Below are 20,431 nucleotides of genomic sequence, written 5' to 3'. Positions count from 1 at the left end.
TAAAGCAACTGCCACAATAGATTGTATGGATGTGCCACGGCAAACCGCGACTGGTGAACAACCCCGTTATTCGGAGTTACAACCATTGATATTTCAGAGTCTCTGCAAAGAGATTCTGCAAGCGGACCCTCAGTACCGCAATGTACAAGAGTACGGCGTCTCCGGGCAGGCTCAGAAAGGTATCGACATCCTTGCTGAACGTCTGGCTTCATCCGGCCTTACGGTTGGCCAGTGCAAACGCTACCAGACGCTAACGGATGGACAAGTCTCTGGCGCAATCAAGGAATTCCTGAAACACAAAACGTATTGGAAGAAAGAAGGGGTCGATACCTTCATCCTCTTCGTGTCCTGCGATGCCAGAAATACGAAAGTACAGGCCGAATTTCTACGTCAAAGGAAAAGGCTTCGGAACTTAGGGATTTCATTTGAGCTTTGGTCAGATACGACCATTACGGGGAAACTCAGGTCTCATCGAGGCATTGTTAGTGACTATCTTGGCCACGACTGGCCGACCATTCTTTGCGGCGGCAGCCTGCCATTCCAGCCACCCGTTTCATCCCATTTCACGCAGGTGTTTGTAGCGCAGTTCGATAGAATCTCGACGCATTACGCTGACGCGGTCGAGCGAGACCTAGAAGTCGCAAGAGAGAGTTGGCGGGCTGGAAATCGGCGGGAAGCGCAAGAGGCTGTCGAACGGTACAGGCAGCCGCAAGCGTGGGATTTGTTGGCTGGTTTAGCCAAGGCATCCGTCTGCCGCACAGAGGCCCAGATCGCCCTTGAAGACGGCGAAGTTGTACAGGCAAGAAGGCTTCTGGACGAAGCTAGATCTCACAATCCAGATCTCACACCTCGCCTTGAGGCATTGGTGCTGCGTGCCGAAAACCGCCGCAAAGAAGCTCAGCTTCTACTTCAAGCCTCTTTGGACGTTGAGAATATCTCGCTCTACGCAGCACTTTCACTAGAACTGGGCGAAGTAGATGAGACGCTCGCAAAACTGGTCGGGCTCGCTGAAACAAGTGACACCCACAGACTCCGCGCGTTGGCCTACTTGCTCAAGGGGGAACGCGGCTCCGCCTCTGACGAGATTGAGAAGGCGATCGAGATCTCACCTTCCTGGACTGTCAATCGGCATGCGGCAGCAATCGTCGACTACTACAGATGCCTTTCTCCCCAACGCCCTCTGGCGGAACTGCCTCCTTGGCCAGAACCGTCCGACTGGGGTCATATCAAGACAGATGACGAGAGCCGCGCGCGTCTCGCCAAGTCCGCAGTTACTTTCCGGACGCTTCAAGATGAACCGAACACCAGTCTCGCCTACGCTCGCCTCCTCAGGACATGGGAGCTCGCTTGCATCGCTTCCGATCCCGCCCGACGCGATGATGCAAATCAGCGCTGCGAGGAGATTCTAAGCCAAGACCCAGCCAATGCCCCCTGCGTCGTGTGGGCCAAATCAAGAAGGCTAGATGTCGATACCACACGGGCCAGATCGATATTGGAGCAGAATGCGCATGCCCAAGATGGCGGAGGAGAAGCAACGATCGTTCTCCTCATTTGCCTCATCGAAGAGCGCGACCTTCCAGCTGCTAAAGCATTGCTTGAAGAGAAGAGAGATCAATTCACTCAAATCGGGCACGAAAGCCTCTGGAGGTTCTGGCACGATCAAGTCGCAGCAATGAATGCGGAAGTTGAAGTCCAAGAGGATTTCACTCTGGATAACCTGTTCACAAAAACTTCACTCCGGGCCCACTTGCGCACAACCGGGGATGCAGAGCCGCTCCTGAGGCATCTCGAAACCGAACATGCGAAAGGCGAGACGGATGCAACATTCGAATTGTGTGCCACGTACGCTGAGCTAGGAAGATGGTCGGAGGCTCTGCCTCTAACGGACACATTGCTAGCGGCCATGGAGACGACGGAAGCCCTGCGAATTTGTTGCACCGTCTTGTTCCAGAACGGTCAATATTCGAAGTGTGCTAAGGCCATAGAGGAGAACCGATCACGCTTTCCGTCATCACGACTTCCCGTGTCGTTCATCCAGATGAAGATTGGGGCTCAAGAGCGCTCGGGGGAAGTAATTTCAGCGATTCGCTCGGCCGAAGATGCCCTCTCTGTCGACGGCAATCGCATCAACTATCTCAACCTCGCCAATCTCTATCTGGAGTCGGGCGACTTCACCGCGCTTACACAGCTTGCATCCAGGCATGAACGATTCCCAGATCTATCGAATGAAGACACCCTCAGGCTGAGCGCAAGACTAGCGACCGTTAGCCCAATGGTTGGGACTTCGCTCTGGAAGCGTGCCGTGAAGTCAGGTGTGAGCGACGACCTTCTAGGAGTCGTCGTCAATATCGGATTTAACCTCGGCCTAGATTCCGAGCTCGGAGAATTCATGCAACGCATGACAACTCTTCCGGAAGAACGAGGATTTCGGCGGGTCGACTTTCAGCAGCTCCTCGCTCACGCTGAATCGCGAAATCAGATTGCGAATAGGACCTACCAACAGTACCGATTAGCGTCAGCCTGCCTCTATGTCGCAGTCGATGCTTTTGGAAACCAGCTTTCAACCTGGTATGGGCGACGCCTGGAAGACAACCGATCCGACCTCTCAAGTCAGCACCCTACATACGCCAGACATGGTTGGCGTTCGAGACGAGAGTCGGTCACCCCGTCCCCTGGAAGACTGTGTGCCGACTTGACGTCTCTTCTGCTGGCACACCATCTAGGCATCCTGCCCCTTATAGTCGAGTCGTTTCGTCCTATTCGCATTCCTCATGGAAGCGTTCTGGCCCTTGCCTCGATGCGAGAAGCCGTTGGCAGTCACCAGCCTGTGCGCGTCGCGGCGCTTCGCGGTGTTCAGGATGCAATTGGCAACCGTACGATCACAGTCTGCGCTGTCGGTCCGGTATCAGGGATTGTTATCGACTATCCGCCAGCCGACCTTGGAATTGAGTCCGATACGATACGACCGTTGCCGACACCAGTCATCTCGCCCAAGGTAGTGATCGACAACCTCCTCGGGCTCGGCAGGCTTCCCGCAGGGAGAGCGGCGGCGGTAATCACTGCTCTTGGGACCACTCCTCAGGACGGCGGCGTACCTGTGACACTCGGAGTCGGGGCGGCTCTGGTCATCGGTCTCACGCTATTAGAGTCGTTCTCGGAAGCGAATGTCTTGACCGAGGTTTGTAAGACATTCCGCGTTCAGATTACTGAGGAGGATGCAATCCTTCTGAGCAATGAACTGGCGGGGTATCAACGAGCGGCAGAGGATGCAGCCTCTCTTGCGCAGTTGATCGAGAGAATCAACAAGGGCCTGGAGGTCAAGGACTTTCAACTGCTTCCGGTTCTGGATGATTCCTTGCAGGATCAGAACGGATCGGCTGACGACCGGAGGTCACTCGTCAGGCGGTGCGTCATTGATCTCCTTCGCTACAGCGGGGATAAAAGCCATCTGTTATGGATCGATGACCGAGCACTGAACGCGACCGCCCATCACGACGGCGTCAGGATTGTCGATTCCGTCGATATCCTCTCCGGCCTACATTCCTCCGGCTCATTGAAGGATGAAGCATTCTTCAGATACCTGAATCAATATCGCGCATCGGGGCTCCGCTTCCTGTCCCTCAGATCCGATGAACTCGTCTTCTGGCTACACCAAGCCTCATCTGCTACTGACGAATTCACCGAATCCTATGAACTTCGCGTCGTGCGATTGAACCATGCAAGAGCTCTCCACGACGCTTCTGCGTTGCGAACATCTCCCTCGATGGAAAACCAAAGCCTCGAATGGCCATTCCTCTTGAATTCAGCGACCGCGGTCGCTGACGCAATGCGCGACATCTGGAAGACCGATGGATCGAAACGGATACGGGAACAACAATGCGCGTGGCTCACAGACAATCTCTTACTCATGGATCGCGGTCGTACCAACACCGGAATTCAGCTGAGCCCCGAGGCAGATCTCTCAATTGAAGCGATCACCCTTGCGGAGCTAACGGTGACAGCATGCGGGACATTCGACTATTCCGATAAAGGGAGAGAGGCGAGACGTGAATATCTGTCATGGGTCTACTACCGCGTGCTGCATCCGAGGTTTGAGGCAGACGAACAATTGAGAGAGGCCACTTTGGAACAAATGACCCAAATGCTTCTCTCGATGCGACCGAAAGAACCCAAGGCCAAGAAGGTGCTCGCGGCGCTATCGCTTGTCGTCCATACCTGGATCGACGATCTCCCGGAAGAAATCGGCACGCGATTCATCATGGATAACGGCCTGATGAATCGATTTGGGGTGTCAGTGATCGGCATGGTGTCGGTCGGGAAATTGCGCTTCAAATCGGACCAGTTCTGGCGTGCCGTTCGTGACGTAGTTCGGACGAAGAAGGCAATTGGGCTAGACGCAGCAAGGATTTTCACTCAGGTGAGAGATGGCTTTTCCGTTCTAGCAGTTGAAAATCTTGCAACAGGCGAGGTGATCGTCTGGGACGAAGCTCCTCTAGAACTCCTGTCTTCGGTGCAAGCGCAGCAGAGCGGTGCGATGGCAGCCATCAGAAGCTCTTTTGATCTATCAGACTCAGAGTTTGACACGTTGAAGCAAAAAATTCGCAAGGGTGACGGAGAAGAGATCCTGCAATACGTGGCGACGCTCCGAAATCTGAGTGCAAACCACTTCTATCAAGCCCTCGACTGGAAGTTAGGAAACCATGCTTCTGTCACTGGAGACGACTTGATCCCAAAGGATGAGCGCCTCCTGACTCGGTACCTTCGTCTCGACGAGGATGCAGATGCGAGCGCGACTTCCGAACGTATTGAGGGTGGTTCGGTAATGCTGGCGAGTCTTACTCTGCAGTCGGCATTGGAGCGCCTGATCATGCTTCCAAAGAACCTCGAAGCTGCAGCCCTTGAAAGACTTGAGGAGCAACCGCAGAGTGAGCGGCGTTCGATCTTCAGACGGTTGGCGAAACGCTCCCACGGAAATCCTGTATCTCTCGCCCACTTCATTCGCCTGCTATATCACTTCGGCTTGGAGAATCGAGCCTACGTACGATGGGCAGATCGTCTAGTTCGCAAACTGCTCTCAGTCAACGGTAGTCCTGAGCTTGGCGCGATGCTTCAGATGCTGACAATTGTTGAACGCGAACTTTCGCAACACCCATCGTTTCCGGGTCAATCCAGCCGAATCCGACTCCTGATGATTTGGTCACATGTATCCCAACTGCAACGGATCTTCGTTGGCCGCAAAGTTGATATGAATTGGATCCAGACAAATTTCGGAAAGGGTTGGAATCGACTGCCCGCCGAACTCTATGGAGATCAATCTGAATACTGGAGAGATGTATCGCATCCCTCGAGGCTTGAACCAACCCGACTGCTCGCCGCCTTGGTGTACTACGCCACACAAAACGGGGCGAGATTGCGATCAGAAGTTCAGGAAAGCCTAAAGACATCGATCGGAACGCAATCGGGAAACTTCATCGATCTGCTTTTCGACGCCACCCATGAGCCTGACGCCATAGGATCGATTCTCTCTGAGTCAATGGGATGGCTAGAAGGGCTTGATGAGGACACTCGTTCTCTTTGTCTGGCCGCGCGGCACCCTGATACTCCAAGGCAGATCGCGGAGAACCTATTGAATGGTGGAGACCCGCTCCTCTGGGTACATCTTCAATCAGTAGTCAAATCTGGCATCATCCCGGATGATGCTCGAACGGATATCCGCATCCTCCTGCAGACGGTTGACCTGGCAGCCCTGTACGCAACCAATCCGAATGTGGCTCCGTTAGCCTTAGCGTTTGCCGCGACCCATGCCAGAGAGCTAGGGCAAGATGTGGTTGAAAAGGTCAGACGAGAACTTCTTCAAGTGATCGAGGACTCGAAACGTGACGCAGACCTCGCTCGTGCGATGAAAGTGGACGACATGGTGCTCTCTGCCGCTCTCTATCTTTATCGGGGAGCCGATCTTGGTGAAAGTCCCTTCCGTTCGATCGGAGAGCTCTGGCTAGAGCTGGTGCAGGCGTCGCCAAGATGCGCAGAACTGTGTAGAGGTATGGCTGATCGCCTCATAGAGGCTCTGCCCAATGCCGACTCTCGCCATCTTTGGAAGCTTCAGGTTTATCTGCGATCCATCAAGACGGATCCAGAGATCAATTTAGGCACAGACTTAGCGTTGCCCAGTTCTTCGCGAGACTAGTAACGGTACCGCGGACAACCGCGCAGTGGGATATTTTCACAGCAATACTGGCCCGAGCCGCTATTAATACCAGTTTTCTCCTAAATTAGACGGCTTGATCCATCCTTCCAGGCCTTCTTCGGGCTCTTCATACATCACCACCCGCCATTCCTCTTCGTGCCTGACAAAGACCAAGCCACACTGGGCCATCATGTCGCAGATCAGGTCGTAGATAGGTGCAAAGACTTCGATCGATGCCCACACAAATTCCTGCAACCACATTTCACGCAGGATGCGTTCGAGCCGCATCATGAGGCCCTTGACGGGCGGACGCTTCTGAAACGCCTCGTGAAGACGTGGTGCGTGATCCTTTAGGTTCAGTTCCAGCCCGTGGACATGGCCGAGCAAGTAGCCGGCACAGATAAAGACATCCCCGAAGATCTGCTGAACCTCGCGAAACACCTCCGCTGCGCCGCGCCCCTCGCGGTGCGCGCTGATTTGGTCCATCGCTGCGGCGAAGCTATCTTCTATTGCACGGCAGAGAATGCCTTCAAATTCCTCGACCGCCTCAGGGCGAAAGATCGCCGAGGACCGGCTGGCGGCATATTCGCTCCAGACATCCATCGCCTTCAAAAATGTTTGTCGCGACCGATTTCCGCATTCCAGAGGCTTGCCGTAGCTGTCGGGAAACATCCGAAAAAGATGACTCTCGTGTTGCACATGTGCCGCTTCGTGAGCGATGCATGCTCGTGCCACGCGCTGCATCTCCGGCTCCGGCGAGATAGTCATCAGGCCGAGTCCGGGTCGCAACACAATATGGAAACGCAAATCGCCCTCCCGGCGCACGGCGGCGGTTCGTGCCATTTCCATCGCCTCGGGTTGCGGATTCATCTCCAGCGGAATCTGTCCTTCCGGCATGTTTTGTAACGCGCATGCGGCTGCCCGGCAGTCTGGCGCCACCGTCACCCCGTCCAACGCCTGCAGTTCAATTCCGGCTGATGCGACGAGATAGAGCATCTCTTCGATCGCTATGGCGAGTGCCTCCTGTACCTCGGGTTCTTGAAAGCAGGAGACATCGAGGCTGCACCGCTCAGGCAGCGGAAGGCAGACTTCACCCAGCGGACGGAAGGTCAATTCGCGAATGGTGCTCATCGTGGACACTCCCTCACTTTCCCGCAGGAGAATTCCAGGCAGATAAGTCCGCGCCTCCATCGCTTGTCGGAAGGCAAAGGAAACCCGCACCCGGCGAACATTAGCAAGTACCGTTTAGGGGAAATTTCAAGCGGGAACAGCATACTCCTCCCCCCAGGGGGGCGGAAACGTCTGCGGTACGCCCCCGCAAACCGCCCTATAAACCCATGATCGGGGAGTTCGAAAGCCGATAACACACGGCTCCATGGACCTTTAGCTTTAGGGGCCTGGACATTCGTCCACAGCTCCCCGACCGCAAAAGTCGTAGGGAATCCTTCAGCGCGCCAACAGCGTGCCTATGTGTTATGGGGTTTCGAAACCCCAGGACGGTGCGTGCCCGTCCCGCTTCTATCTTCACGCGAACCGCTCTCCTTAGGCAAATAACAAAGTTCCACCCGTAGGGATGAGTTCCTCCTCGCCTGTCTTCAACCGCTGGGCGGCTCTTCCGGTCGCAACGCGACCCAAGATTCCTGTTCGCTGCTTGGCGAGACCAATAGAATCCCACTCGGCCGCCTGCTATTCTTGCTGTTTTACTGCACCTCGAAACTGCGCAGCAGTCGCGGCATGCATGGACCGTTTTGTCCTGCAATTAGCGAGAGAACCGTGCGCCAAGGAGACGCTTGCATCGAAGCATGGAACATACCTTCTCACAAAGCGAACTTGAGGCCATTGCGTCAGCATTGGGCGACACCACCGAGGGGCTGACGAACACAGAGATCGGCCACATCTTGGCAACTCTCAAAATGGCGGACCCTAGCCCAAACATGACCAAATGGAAACGCTTGCACAATGCGTTCGTCGAACGTCAGAATTTCAGTCAAAATCGGCGCGCCATACTCGAATTCATCCGGCAGTCGATGAAACCCGAACGTTATGTCAAAGCGCCCGAGCGCTTTGAGCGCATAAGGACGAATCTCAATCGCGCCATCGCGTTTTCTGGACTGGCCGTAGATGTAACTGGCAAAGTAATCGCTGTCGCGCGAGCTGAGACTCTGACTGAAGCTCAATGCCGGGCCGACGAATTGCGGGCTGATTTGACACGGCGAGGCGTGCACGCAGATGTGCTGCGTTTCTGCAATGCTGAGCTCGTGGCGGATAACTACTATCACGCAGTATTGGAGGCGACTAAGAGCATTGCGGATAAGCTCCGTGGAAAGTCCGGCCTCACCGACGACGGGGCGAAGCTCGTGGATGCTACCTTGTGCGGCTCTGCCCCTCGACTGGCCATCAATGATGGCATCACAGAGAGCCAACGAAGCGAGCAATCCGGCTTTGCCAATCTCATCAAAGGCACGTTTGGCATGTTCAGAAACCCAACCGCGCATGAGGCTCGCATCTTGTGGTCTATGAGTAAAGAAGACGCGGAAGATCTTCTTTCCTTGGCCTCTTTGATTCACAGGCGGTTGGACGCTGCACGTTGATTCGATCTACGCCGACGACGTACGATATCCAACCCGTTAAAACGGGATATCGTCGTCACTGAGTGTAGAGTCAGTAGATTCTTCAACGTCATCCGCAATTGTGTGCCCTAACTTCTGAATGATGAGGGCTGCGAACTGATCGGGGCTTTTCTTTCGTAGATCGATATAGCTAATGTGCTTGCTGAGTCCAGGAATATCGGTGTCATCGAATCTTGCCGGAAGAATGTACTCCTCTTTCGAAGAGATCGCCTTCTCGAATGCACTGCGACGTTCGTGCGTAGGCCAGACTTTCTCGGCATAGTTCTCCGAAATAAACATCACGCAGTATCTGGCCGAACTGCTGTACACCATATGCAAGTGCTCGGTGAGGTTCTTGCCCCAGAGGGTGACTTCCTCGTAGTTGTCGTAAAACAAAGAAATATCGCTGTCTCTGAGAATTTGCGCGACTTGATCCACATACGCCCGGTCCTCGCCTGCAAACGAAAGGACCACTTCATATGCATTTCCTAAGCCGCCGACATCATCCAGTGACGAAACCTTGTAAATTGGTCGGCCCGATATTTCGGAGGCCTTTCTCATCACGAATCGATCGTTTTTGAGCTCTTCGTTGAAGGCGGCCACCAAAGACTCCATACGATCTCGGTCAGGGCAGATGAGCGGATGCACGCGCGCTTCCAGGAATCGCGAAAATTGCTCGTCCGGGATCTCACCAATCTTCAGTCGGTTCCATAGCAACTCAGAATCCGTCCAATCGTCGTTGTTGACTGAGTGCTGCCAGATATCGCCTTCCGCATCCTTGAATCGGTAATCGGTGGAAGGCATTTGCGAAAGTGGCCATGTCCGCTTCAAGAAGGAGATCAGGTCTGACTTTCCGTAAAAAGGCTCGCTGGAATCCAAAAACAATCGATCTACGATAGCCTGCCGTGTTATTTCAGTCATCCGTTGCCGCTTGTGTGATTTCTTCATTCGTGGCATTCCTATCGATGAGTCTAAGGCAGATCCCCTAATCCGATAAAGCCTTCACATCTTCTGCAGATTCCAGAGATGCAGGCGAGACTCCACATATTGGCGAAAGGAGTCATAACGGGTAATAAGCTTTGCGTCTCCGTTCGAGATAACCCGCTCTCGCTCAGCGAGCACAAATGCATACAGCGGCTGGACCATGCCAACCTTGAAGTTGTCATCGGTCCCCTGCAGTTCACTGAGAACCGGCCCTAGATAGTCGAGGACTCGTCTTCCGTCTGCATCCACCGCGATCAGCAACAAGAGGCGGTCAATCATGGCAACGATGGCTTTCGATTCCGGAGTGACATGGATCTGAAAATTCGCCTTAGCTACGTTGAGGTAATTCCAAAGCTCGTCGCCGATCACAATGCGGGGATAACCCGCTTCCTTGGATTCAAGCACGTAGGCTCGCTCTAACGCGGTGCCGTAGATTTCTCCGGGAACAATCTCCGTCGCGAGACCCACATCGATACCGCCTCGAAGCGCATGTTTGCTCGCCAAGGCAGTCATCATCACTACAGCTGCCGCAGTCAGCGCGGAAAAAACCGTAGCCATAGATGTGAGGTGACTCGATTCATTGTGCAGTGGGACGGAGGTGACAAAGGAATCCGAAAAGCCAACGAATTTCGGGCAGACTGGCGCAGGCGCGTGGGTTTTCAACCCAACCAGCCCCATTTCGAACGTGGCAAATTGGTTCGCAAACGTCTTTCGCAGCTCTAAGACAAACCCAGCGGTCTGTCGGAGCACCTCTGCCACTTCCTCATGTTGCTGGGGGGTCTTCGGCAGGTGCAGTTGCTTGAACCTCTCGCGCTGTCCAAGCACGTCAAGGAACGCGACGAGATGATAACCGAGACGGAGTTGAGTGTGTTCCATCGGAGCACCTTCATCCACGGTACACGATTCGTCTCAGGGCTGAGGAGTTGCAGCTGTAGTGCCGCGACGCCGTGTGACGAAGCGCACTGGCCATATCCGGTGGGGGGAGCGGAAACCACCTGTGAAAAAGGATTTCTGCGTGTACGTCGTTAATTATGTGAGCCATCTCGCGTAGGCGCTGATATCAATCATCGGCACAGTGGCGCAGCTCTGGAGCCGAGAGATGAGTTCCAAAAGAAAGGCCGTAGCCGGCTTGCCATGAGGTTGCGTAATAAAACATCCGCTTGCGTCGCAGCCGAACAAGCCATGTGCCGCCACACAACCCATGTCGAGCCGGCCGTCTTTGGCGTCCGCTTCAAGCGCTCGCGAGAGTGCATCTCCAAGAGGAGGATTCCAGTCACTCTCGAACGTCAGCAGACCGCCCAGAATATGGTGGAGTGGCTTTGGATCGGCCATCCCGCCCACGTGCGGAACGGGGAGGCTGGTGCGGTGGAGAGCACGGACTCCCTCTACTTTCTTTTGGGCGTAGTCGACATGTTGAGCGTTCACCGCTTGTTTTGATTCAAAGACTGCGTAGACACTTTCGGCGGGCACGACGAACCCGCCTTGGAAGTTGTATATGAATGGTGTGTACTGCCTGTCAAAGATCACGATGTCAATCTGATCGCTGGCCGCCCCAAGACTGTCAATAACCGTCGCCTTCGCAATGCTGTACCGCTTCGGCAAATAGTCCGCAAGCATCTCTCGCCAAACGCCCTCGCTGGCATCGCCCAGTGCGCCTGGGTGACCAAGCGTACGGCGCGAAGTGCCAAGCCGGTGTTCGACCTCCGCATGGAGGCCCGCCATCAGGTCTGCCAGATTCCACTTCATCGCACAATCTCCTCCCATGTGGGCGCATTCCGCGCGGTGCGCGCAGCCGCGGCGATCGACTGCTTTTCCGTTGCTGTGAGGTCATCGGAAATCACATTGTTCGTGTTGGCGGGATCGACGATGCGTGCCGCGGAGAAGGACTCCGCAAGATATTCAAGTATCGTCCAGACATTGTCGGAGAGGGACAACCGGATCTTGCCCGCTAGAGCCCTCATGACCGTCAGCTCAAGGTAGAACGACGGGAAATCAAGTCTCTTTTGGTTCCGCCACAGCTTCAAAATCCGCATCTCGGAGACCAGACCGGAATTGCGAACATGGTCAATATGTGTCTGAACGTTTGTCTTTGTCCAGGTCTTTGCCCGTCGCCGATAGAGCGCGTGATCCTCGCACAAATAGTTCTGCAGTTTTCCGGGCACCAGATCAACCGATTGCCCTTGCACCCGTACGTTGATTGACACGTTCCGTAAGCCGGTTGAAGAGTTTGTTGTGAATCTCTTCCAAGGTCTCGATGGTTTGCGGCTCCAGAGAGATGAAGAGGTCGATATCCGTCCCGTTCAAGTTGCACGTCCCCTTCGCATACGAGCCACTCGGGGTCATATTCAGGAGGCGACCATTTGCCCACTCAGTTACCAGTGGAGATAGCTCGCGCTGCACGCTCCAGAGCGGTGACAACAAGCCAGGAACAACCGTTTCGCGATGAAGAATACCTGCCAAGTATTCGTCCGGTGTCATTGACATCCTCATTAACATCATTTCACGAATAAGTTCTCTTCTTGCAATCAGAGGGAGGAGTTGCACTCCTCACCCTGTCTCCAGCCGCTGACGCGTCTTCCGCCACCCTCCACAGCGGCCTGTTCCTGCCGCAACGCGACCCTTGAAGTCCATGTGCGCTCACGCGCACGCATAAGGAAACCAAACCTCGCTGAGGGCGCTGCCCTGGCGCGGCGCAAGGGGTTTCCCAACAGTCTTCCGCGCTGCGCTTGTGCAGACCTTCGCTTCGCTCGTCCTCCGCTTTGCTCCGGATGGGAGATACCCCTCCCCTTGCGCCTTGCCGCCCCGCCTTCGCCAGGAGGCGTTCGGCATGTAGGTACATGCCACGCATGGCATGAAAAGCAAAAGCAACCGCAAAGGAGAGAGACACCATGAGCAGCGCAGCCACTACAAACAACATCCTCGCCACCATCGACAGCAAGAAACCCTCCACGAAGCAGGAACTCATCGCCGCCAACATCAAGCTCTTGATTGAGCAGTTGGAGGCGGGACACTCCGAAGCCCTCACCAACTACCTCACAGCCATGAGCCGTTTTCATTCGTATTCCTTCGGAAACGTCTTGGAGATCGCGCGACAGATGCCTTCCGCGACAAGAGTTGCGGGGTTCTGGACGTGGAAGAACTTAGGTCGCTCTGTGAAGGCCGGACAGAAGGGCATCCGCATCCTCGCTCCCATTGTTGGCGTTCGCCGCAAGAAAGACGAAGAAGCCAACAAGGACATCACCAAACAGAATGAACGCGTGTTGCTTGGCTTCCGCAATGCCTATGTGTTCGACGTTTCGCAGACCGATGGCGTAGACCTGCCCACCATGCACGAAGTGAGCGGAGACCCCGGCGAGAACATCGAGCGTTTGACCGCGTTTCTCAAGGACAAGGGCATTCAGCTTGTCTATAACTCCAACATCGCGCCCGCTCTCGGCATGAGCTATGGCGGACGCATTGCCATCCTGCCGGGACAGTCGAAGGCAGAAGAGTTTTCGACGCTAGTGCATGAGACGGCACACGAACTCTTACACAAGGCCGAACGCCGCACCGCAACCACGAAAACCGTACGCGAGACGGAGGCGGAAGCCGTGGCTTTCGTTGTAGGCAAAGCCGTTGGACTTATTACGGGCAGCGCATCCGCCGATTACATCAGCCTGTACCACGGTAATGCCTCGCTGTTGGCCGAAAGCTTGGAAGTCATCCAGCAAACCGCCAGCGTCATTCTTGCTGCACTGGAGCCGCCCATCGTAGACGAAGCCGCCACGGATGGACTTGCAGAGGTGGCGGCATGAAAACCATCCTCGCCATCTTGCAGAAAGCCGGAGGCTGGAGGGCCAGCCTTTATCTCAAGATCGAAAACCCGCCGTACATGGAACTTGTCATCGAGGCCGTGGACGAGTCCGGGCCGTGTGGTCTGCCGTCGCTGTCTGTGGCTCACTACGGCATCCAGAATGGTGATCCCATGCGTGACCCGGAGATGTGCTTTGAGCTTGGCTTCGCCGGTGGCCCACACCTAAACGCGTTTTATTGGCGGAACGATTACGCAGGCATAGAGCAGTGGAGCCGCTTCATTCAGGACGGCAATTACTGCTATCACACCCAACTACACCAGCAACACGAGACGTTCGCCAAGTTGTGGAACAGCAACCTGCGTTCGCAGGGCTTCACTGAAGTTTTCACGGACAAGTGCATCCTCGGCTAGTCCGCTCGCCTTGGAGCGGAGCCATGCCCGACGTGTGCCGCTCCGTAACCTTCACCCTTCAACCGCTCGAAAGGAGCACACCCATCATGGAAACCCAAGTCATCCAAGCCACCGAGTATCGCAACGTTTCACTTGCTCTCCTGAATGAATCCAAGACCAACCCGCGCCGCACCTTCGAGGAAACCGCTTTGAAGGAACTGGCCGACTCCATCCGCACCCAGGGCGTACTGTCGCCGCTGCTGGTGCGGCCTCTCACCGAGAAGGGCTTCGAGATCATCGCCGGGGCACGGCGTTACCGCGCCGCGCAGATGGCCGAAACTCCTACTGTGCCCGTTCGCATCGTCAACCTCTCCGACGCCGAGGCGTTAGAGGCTCAACTGGTGGAGAACCTTGTCAGATCGGAGATTCACCCAATGGAGGAAGCGCAGGGATTCCGTGCTTTGCTGGACTTGGAAGAGCCCAAGTACAGCATCGAACAGATTGGAGCGCGTGTCGGCAAAAGCCAGGCATTCGTCGCCGCTCGATTGAAATTGACCGACCTTGTCCCGTCTTCCGTCGATGCCTTCTATGCCGACGACATCGGCGTTGGCCATGCGCTGCTGCTGGCGAAGCTGCCAGCCGACCAGCAGGAAGACGCACTCAAGGCGTGCTTCAAAGAGGTCTACAACGGAGCCTCGAAACCAGCCCGCATTCTGCTACCCGTACGCAACCTACAATTCTGGATTGACTCGAACATCCTGTTAGTCCTGAAGGATGCGCCGTTCAACAAGCGGGACGCGCAGCTGGTTCCTGCTGCTGGCAGTTGTGCCGACTGCCCCAAGCGGACGGGCCATAACAAGCTGCTGTTCGGGGATGACCTCGGCAGGCATGGCGACCGCTGCACCGACCCCAACTGCTATCAGGCCAAAGTCTCCGCGCATGTAGCGACGGCCATCGCTGCCAAGCCGGAACTGGTACAGATCAGCACCGCCTATGGTGGGCAGAAAGAAGGTAGTCCGGTATTGCCGCGCAACAAGTACACCGCGATTCGGGACGACAAGCCGAAGTCCACCGATGAGGCCAAACGGCCCGAGTTCAAGGTGTGCAAGTTCACCACCGAGGCCATCATCACTGAGGGCAGCGATGTTGGCACCATTCATAAGGTGTGCGCCAATCTCACCTGCCCGGTTCATCATCCGCAGCAGAAGCCCGGCCGTGACGAACAACGTTGGAAGGCCGACCAGGAGAAGCAGCGCAAGGAACAGGCCATTGCGAACACAACGGGTCTGCACGTTCTCGCTGCCATCGGCTCTGCGGTGCCGGTGCGTCTTCTCAAGCGTGACCTGCTGTTCATTCTTGAAAGGCTGGTTACCGTCATGGAAGAGAACCGCATCGAGACGCTGGCACGGCAGCACGGCATCCGCCAGAAGCGCGACGATGGTGGTATCAAGAAGGCGTTCGCTGCCTATCTGCACCGGGCGGATGAAGGCACGTTGTCCCGCGCTCTTGTCGAGTCTGGCATCCTGCTAGCCGCGACCCGTGGCAATCCGTCCGCTGTCCTCAAGGAGGCCGCGACGACCTACAAAGTGGACGCCGAGGCCATCGCTGTCAAGGTCAAGCAAGAGTTCGCCGCAAAGGAGAAGGCGAAGAAAACACCGCTGCCAGTCAACAAGAAAACCGCGAAGAAAGCGGCCTGAGCACTTCCATCTCTGGGAGCGCGGCGAACCAGCCGCCCTTCTTTCCGCCCCCAGACGGCGGCAAGGGGAACACGTGCCGTTTTCCCCCTGCACCCTCATTCCCTGCACTCCGGCCCGCTCTCCGGCTGCGCGGCAGAAGACGTTCCGAGGCTGTTACGAAACTCTAAGACTGGATTGAGCCAATCGTTGATAAACTTGCAGCTCGTCGAGCTCTCGAGAATTGCTGACAGCAGCTAGCCAAAACGGAGGGACATGGGTTTCTGGTCTGCCCACAACGAGTACTGCCTATGGAGCGTGTCATGACCAACAGAAACCAGAACGATTTTCAATTTCTTGCTGAGAACAGTGCCGATATTATTTCCCGCTTTGGCCTGGACAGAAGGTTGTATTACGTCTCCCCATCCTCATTGCATATCCTTGGCTGGACGCCGGAAGAAATGATAGCAATGGCTCCGCTTGCCCTGATTTTCCCCGAAGATATACCTGTTGTGGTCGCAGCCATCGAACGGAACCTCGCTCCAGGCATTACAGCTATGCCTGTCGCAGCCCGGATGAGAAGAAAAGATGGAACGTTGGTGTGGATGGAATTCACCGCTCGTGTGGTTCGCGATCCTATTACGGGTGAACCAATTGAGACTGTGACCTCTGCACGCGACATCAGTGAGCGAAAGCTCCTGGAGGAAAAGCTCTCCGCTCTAGCGCTTACCGACGGCCTGACCGGCATAGCCAATCGTCGTGCATTCGACGAAGCCTTGGAGCGGGAGTGGAAACGAACCTTGAGAGAGGGTTCACAAATGTCCCTCTTGCTCCTCGATATCGACCGCTTCAAGCAGTTCAACGATCAATATGGGCATCAGGTTGGGGACGATTGTCTACGGACGGTAGCTTCTTTGATCGTTGGGGTCGTGCGTTCCACCGATATTGTCGCCCGCTATGGAGGAGAGGAGATCGCAATCATCCTCCCTGCTCCCGACAGAAGTGGCGCGATGGAAATAGCGGAGAAAGTAAGAGCTGCTGTCGAATCTCTCCAGATCACCCATGAAGGAAATCCGGAAGGCGGAAACTTGGTTACGGTCAGCATTGGAATTGCGACTGCCCTCGCCAGACAGGGTGGAACTATACGCATGCCGGAAAGCCTGCTCTTGGCCGCGGATAATGCTCTCTACAAGGCAAAGCACGAGGGTCGCAATCGCGTCGCCACGGCTCTCCTGTTGGTGCCTACAGATATCTAATCTCACGACGTTGTTGGACCTTTATCCGAAAGCATTCGCAAAGATTCACTGCTTCGTTAATGCACGACTGCACCGAGAGTCGAGAATCGCCTCCTCGTATGCGGTTATGCAGGCGACAACGCGAACGGCACATCCGAAACCCGCGACTTCAGAGATGCTATGCGGCGGCAACATCTGATCGATCAAATCTACAAGACTTCTCAGGAGTCCTTGGGATGGGTCGATAGAAACGCACCTCTCATTACTTAAGCGCTCAAGCAATTGAGACGAAAGCGTACAAGGAGGAACGAGGCTCTTACTAAACTCCTGCGATTTAAACAGGAAAAAATGAGACGATGCCCTCGTGGGAGCGAGGGTCCGTCTCATGGGATACATCGAAGGCGACGGTCGAAGCCAAGGAACGCTGTTTCCAGTCGTGTTGGATGATCTTGTTCCGGTCGATCATATATGCCGAGTGATTGATGCTTTCGTCGACAGGCTCAAGATGAACGAACTGGGCTTCGAGCGTGCGGAGGTTGCAAAGACAGGACGGCCCGGTTACGATCCGCGCGATCTCCTGAAGCTGTATCTCTACGGCTACTTGAATCAGATTCGTTCGTCACGCCGATTAGAGCAGGAGTGTCGACGCAACGTGGAGCTTATGTGGCTGCTGAGCAGGTTGTATCCAGATCATAAATCCATTGCGGAGTTCAGGCGTATGCACCGCGAAGCGGTGACTCTTGCTGGAGTGGAGTTGGTCCGTTTCGCAAAAAGCTGTGGCCTCATCCGAGGGGAGTGGATCGCCATCGATGGCAGTAAGTTCCGCGCTGTCTCCAGCATCGACACTGCCCGCGAGAGATTCAAGCTTCAACGGTACCTGGACAGTATGGAGGATGGCGAAGAGCATCAGGAAACCGTCGATCCATCTGCTGTGCAAGACGCGCTTGAGAAACTCACAAACCGGCTGCGCGGCAGGAGTCAAGTTCCTTCTCCTGCACCTTTCCCTTCGGAGCTAGTCCCCAAAATCCGAATGAACAAAATTAGGCCCGGTATTACGACTCGGGTGCTTCAACGGTAGTTCCCTCGCTTTTATGCCATGGTTCATGCGATGTTTCCGCCAGATCGATAGGCAGCCACAGTGTGAACACCGATCCTCTATGTTCGTTTGCCGTAGATGTTCGCACCTTGAGCGCGCCCTGGTGTTTATGGACGATGCGTGAGGAGATCCAAAGCCCGAGACCTGTCCCGTTGTTGCCTTTGGTTGTGAAGAACGCCTCGAAGATGTGTTTTGCAACCTTCGGCGTCATGCCGCCCCCAGTGTCCGCGACTGTGATACGGACACCAGCTCGGCCGGTTGACCACAGAGTCGAGGGCCGCGTTCGGACTCTCAACCAACCGCCGTTGCGCATGACATCGACCGCATTTCCGATAAGGTTGTTGAGTACCTGCCGAACATCGCCCTCGTAGCAAGTCAATTGAACATCCGGCGCGTATTCTCGCTGGACATTGATGTTGAAGTTAACGAGTCGTCCACCGTATAGGGCAAGGACCTCATCCATCAGCGTCTCTGGAGCGATGGTCATGGGCCGCGTGGACTGGCGGTGAAAACGTAGCGTTTGGGCCGCAACTTGCGATACGCGGATAAGCTCCCTGTCGGCTGTCTCCAGATAATCCCTCGATTGCGGGGACATACTTTCATCGGATCGAATGAGATAGAGCAGGTTCGTGACGGAGGCGAGAGGATTATTGATTTCGTGAGAGATCGAAGAGGCCAGCCTGCCGACGGCAGCCAGCTTCTCGCTCTGCAACAAGGCAGCTTCTGCCTGTTTTTGGGGGCGAAGGTCTGCAAGAAACGAGGCGACCTCTTCTACCTCACCCGATGCATCGCTAATTACCGCCGCCCCGACGAGAAATGGGATCAAGGTACCGTCTTTCGCCTTATAAGACTTTTCGTACGCCACGCAGCTTCCGCTTGTTTTGAGTTGTTCGAGCGCAATCAGATCAAGGCGTCGATACTGGGGAGGCGTTACTTCATCACAATTCAGAGCCTCCACCTTGTCGTATCCCAGAATCTCCATGAGTGCCGGATTTATGTAGGAATGGCCCCCCGCCAAGTCTCCTATGACGATTCCGATATTCCCCTTCTCAACCAATTGACGGAACCGCGCTTCGCTCTTCCGAAGAGATTCAATCGCGTTCTTTTGGTCGAGGGCCGCGCCGATGCGATGTCCGAGTTCGACTGCCGTCGAAAGGTCTTCTTCATCGAACGGAACAGGACTGATGTTGCGGCAGAAGGTCATTACGCCGAATATCTTCGTATCCGCCACAATCGGCACATAGATGGCTGACCGAATTCGGAGTCTGTCATAGTGGTGACGCTGCACTTCGTTCTTCGCGACTGCCTTCAGCAGTGCTTGATCGATGCTTGGAAACAATTGCGGATTGCCATCGGAAAGCACCTGAATAACGGGATGAGCCTTCTGCCCCGGAACGGGTGGAAAGCGGCTGAGTTCTTCAATAAGAGCCCGGAGGGCGGGGTCCTTATGTACGCCAACGCTTCGCTCGATCTCACCGGAAGGTAAAACCATGTCCAGTACACAGAAATCCGCGAAGTGGTCAGTGGTGAGTTCCGCGATGCTGTCGAGCAGCAGACTGAACTTCCGATGTTCCAGTAAGACCTTGCCGGATCGGGCCAGCAAATCCAGATTCCATTCGGCACGGCGACGTTCGGTCACATCCCGGAAGACGAGGACAACACCGCGCATCTCACCCTGGTCAGTGCATACGGGAGCCGCGCTATCGTCGATGGCGATCTCTGTCCCGTCCCGGCGAATCAGTAACGTGTGATTAGCCATGCCGACAATTGTGCCGAGACGCCGGACCTTGTCCACCGGGTCTTCGACGATCTCCCGCGTCGTCTCATTCACAATGACGAAGACCTCGCGCAGAGTATGTCCGGCAGCTTCGACCTCAGACCATCCGGTCAGTTGCTCGGCCACTGCGTTCATCATGACAACACGATTCTCAAGGTCGCAGGAGATTACACCATCACCAATGGCACGCAGGGTTGTCGCTAGTAGCTGGTCGGGAATCGTTCTCAAATCAGCACGTTCTCCTTACTTTTTAGACCTTTGCTACGGGTTGGCTGGGAATTAATCAATCTGGTAGTGCACCTACAACCACGATAATATCGTGTGACAACGCTCGTCGATAGGACGCCCGATGAGGATCGCAGCGAAGGCACAGTAACGCGATGTCACGAAGATGACGAGCATCAGGAGTCGAGCACGCAGACTACTTACTTATGTGTGGTTGCGAAGTATGCCGCTCATCTCTAATTCTGCAGATCTTCTGCAAGTTAGATTCAGACTGTAGCCCCTCTCCATGCCCTTGGAGACCACGCTACCGTGAGGCGACGATGGGCGTGCGGCATGTCCTCTTCAAGCCGAGACAAAAGAGATGGAGCTGACGGAAGAGAGGCGCTTCCTCAACAAAGCCTTTCACGAGTCTGTAACACTGCCTGATCGAAATGTCAGTATGGGTGGCGGGTCCGAATAGAG

General features: G+C 55.2%; 14 protein-coding genes. 7 read left to right on the top strand and 7 right to left on the bottom strand.

The window, feature by feature from the left end:
- The first annotated feature begins 25 nt into the window (after window positions 1–25).
- A complete protein-coding gene (locus ACIPR4_RS14565; RefSeq protein WP_144312443.1) occupies window positions 26–6,187 on the top strand; it encodes a tetratricopeptide repeat protein in 6,162 nt (2,053 codons plus the stop codon).
- A 63-nt stretch (window positions 6,188–6,250) separates the two neighbouring features.
- Here ACIPR4_RS14565 and ACIPR4_RS14560 read toward each other — a convergent pair whose 3' ends face one another.
- Window positions 6,251–7,318, bottom strand: a complete 1,068-nt coding sequence (locus tag ACIPR4_RS14560) for a hypothetical protein (RefSeq protein WP_013569421.1) — start codon at window positions 7,316–7,318, stop codon at window positions 6,251–6,253.
- Between the two features lie 659 nt (window positions 7,319–7,977).
- Between ACIPR4_RS14560 and ACIPR4_RS14555 the strand changes: the two genes are divergently transcribed.
- On the top strand, window positions 7,978–8,778 hold the full coding sequence (locus ACIPR4_RS14555) for a TIGR02391 family protein (RefSeq protein ID WP_013569420.1): 801 nt from the start codon (window positions 7,978–7,980) through the stop codon (window positions 8,776–8,778).
- Window positions 8,779–8,814: 36 nt separating this feature from the next.
- On the opposite strand, the gene ACIPR4_RS21780 is transcribed toward ACIPR4_RS14555, so the two are convergent.
- The 5 genes from ACIPR4_RS21780 to ACIPR4_RS22970 form a co-directional block, all read right to left on the bottom strand.
- The gene (locus ACIPR4_RS21780; RefSeq protein ID WP_013569419.1) at window positions 8,815–9,744 is read right to left on the bottom strand and encodes an AbiJ-related protein; all 930 of its coding nucleotides are present in this window, start codon (window positions 9,742–9,744) and stop codon (window positions 8,815–8,817) included.
- 54 nt (window positions 9,745–9,798) lie between these two features.
- Complete coding sequence (locus ACIPR4_RS14545; RefSeq protein WP_013569418.1) at window positions 9,799–10,656, bottom strand: hypothetical protein; 858 nt, start codon at window positions 10,654–10,656, stop codon at window positions 9,799–9,801.
- Window positions 10,657–10,809: 153 nt separating this feature from the next.
- Window positions 10,810–11,526, bottom strand: coding sequence for a DUF6602 domain-containing protein (locus ACIPR4_RS14540; protein WP_013569417.1), 717 nt, complete (start codon window positions 11,524–11,526; stop codon window positions 10,810–10,812).
- On the bottom strand, window positions 11,523–11,741 hold the full coding sequence (locus ACIPR4_RS22975; RefSeq protein ID WP_222829237.1) for a hypothetical protein: 219 nt from the start codon (window positions 11,739–11,741) through the stop codon (window positions 11,523–11,525). The genes ACIPR4_RS14540 and ACIPR4_RS22975 overlap by 4 nt, the downstream gene beginning before the upstream one ends.
- A gap of 205 nt (window positions 11,742–11,946) precedes the next feature.
- Window positions 11,947–12,258 carry a hypothetical protein gene (locus ACIPR4_RS22970; protein WP_222829236.1) on the bottom strand — a complete coding sequence of 104 codons (312 nt, stop codon included), beginning with the start codon at window positions 12,256–12,258 and terminating at the stop codon, window positions 11,947–11,949.
- A 410-nt stretch (window positions 12,259–12,668) separates the two neighbouring features.
- On the opposite strand from ACIPR4_RS22970, the gene ACIPR4_RS14530 reads away from it, so the two are divergent.
- The 5 genes from ACIPR4_RS14530 to ACIPR4_RS14510 all read left to right on the top strand — a co-directional run bounded on the left by ACIPR4_RS14530 (window position 12,669) and on the right by ACIPR4_RS14510 (window position 17,949).
- Window positions 12,669–13,574, top strand: coding sequence for an ArdC family protein (locus ACIPR4_RS14530; RefSeq protein WP_013569416.1), 906 nt, complete (start codon window positions 12,669–12,671; stop codon window positions 13,572–13,574).
- A complete protein-coding gene (locus tag ACIPR4_RS14525; protein WP_013569415.1) occupies window positions 13,571–13,984 on the top strand; it encodes a DUF6908 domain-containing protein in 414 nt (137 codons plus the stop codon). Before ACIPR4_RS14530 ends, ACIPR4_RS14525 begins: the two co-directional genes overlap by 4 nt.
- Before the next feature lie 86 nt (window positions 13,985–14,070).
- The gene (locus ACIPR4_RS14520; protein WP_041586834.1) at window positions 14,071–15,660 is read left to right on the top strand and encodes a ParB/RepB/Spo0J family partition protein; all 1,590 of its coding nucleotides are present in this window, start codon (window positions 14,071–14,073) and stop codon (window positions 15,658–15,660) included.
- A gap of 299 nt (window positions 15,661–15,959) precedes the next feature.
- Complete coding sequence (locus tag ACIPR4_RS14515) at window positions 15,960–16,892, top strand: GGDEF domain-containing protein (protein WP_013569413.1); 933 nt, start codon at window positions 15,960–15,962, stop codon at window positions 16,890–16,892.
- Between the two features lie 364 nt (window positions 16,893–17,256).
- Window positions 17,257–17,949: a transposase gene (locus tag ACIPR4_RS14510; RefSeq protein ID WP_013569412.1), complete on the top strand. Its 693-nt coding sequence runs from the start codon at window positions 17,257–17,259 to the stop codon at window positions 17,947–17,949.
- Here the strand turns inward: ACIPR4_RS14510 and ACIPR4_RS21775 are convergent.
- Window positions 17,924–19,972: a PAS domain-containing sensor histidine kinase gene (locus ACIPR4_RS21775; RefSeq protein WP_013569411.1), complete on the bottom strand. Its 2,049-nt coding sequence runs from the start codon at window positions 19,970–19,972 to the stop codon at window positions 17,924–17,926. The genes ACIPR4_RS14510 and ACIPR4_RS21775 overlap by 26 nt on opposite strands.
- Between the last annotated feature and the right edge of the window lie 459 nt (window positions 19,973–20,431).

Source organism: Terriglobus saanensis SP1PR4 (genome assembly GCF_000179915.2).
Lineage (GTDB): Bacteria > Acidobacteriota > Terriglobia > Terriglobales > Acidobacteriaceae > Terriglobus > Terriglobus saanensis.
Note: the sequence above shows the minus strand (reverse complement) of the source record. Positions and strands in the feature narration are given on the sequence as shown.

What these genes read in the sequence shown, in the direction of transcription:
- ACIPR4_RS22975 (WP_222829237.1), bottom strand. Translation starts at nt 11,741, where the DNA reads ATGAGGGCTCTAGCGGGCAAGATCCGGTTGTCCCTCTCCGACAATGTC.
- ACIPR4_RS14545 (WP_013569418.1), bottom strand. Translation starts at nt 10,656, where the DNA reads ATGGAACACACTCAACTCCGTCTCGGTTATCATCTCGTCGCGTTCCTT.
- ACIPR4_RS14520 (WP_041586834.1), top strand. Translation starts at nt 14,071, where the DNA reads ATGGAAACCCAAGTCATCCAAGCCACCGAGTATCGCAACGTTTCACTT.
- ACIPR4_RS14510 (WP_013569412.1), top strand. Translation starts at nt 17,257, where the DNA reads ATGGGATACATCGAAGGCGACGGTCGAAGCCAAGGAACGCTGTTTCCA.
- ACIPR4_RS14515 (WP_013569413.1), top strand. Translation starts at nt 15,960, where the DNA reads ATGACCAACAGAAACCAGAACGATTTTCAATTTCTTGCTGAGAACAGT.
- ACIPR4_RS21780 (WP_013569419.1), bottom strand. Translation starts at nt 9,744, where the DNA reads ATGAAGAAATCACACAAGCGGCAACGGATGACTGAAATAACACGGCAG.
- ACIPR4_RS14565 (WP_144312443.1), top strand. Translation starts at nt 26, where the DNA reads ATGGATGTGCCACGGCAAACCGCGACTGGTGAACAACCCCGTTATTCG.
- ACIPR4_RS22970 (WP_222829236.1), bottom strand. Translation starts at nt 12,258, where the DNA reads ATGACACCGGACGAATACTTGGCAGGTATTCTTCATCGCGAAACGGTT.
- ACIPR4_RS14530 (WP_013569416.1), top strand. Translation starts at nt 12,669, where the DNA reads ATGAGCAGCGCAGCCACTACAAACAACATCCTCGCCACCATCGACAGC.
- ACIPR4_RS14560 (WP_013569421.1), bottom strand. Translation starts at nt 7,318, where the DNA reads ATGAGCACCATTCGCGAATTGACCTTCCGTCCGCTGGGTGAAGTCTGC.
- ACIPR4_RS14540 (WP_013569417.1), bottom strand. Translation starts at nt 11,526, where the DNA reads ATGAAGTGGAATCTGGCAGACCTGATGGCGGGCCTCCATGCGGAGGTC.
- ACIPR4_RS14525 (WP_013569415.1), top strand. Translation starts at nt 13,571, where the DNA reads ATGAAAACCATCCTCGCCATCTTGCAGAAAGCCGGAGGCTGGAGGGCC.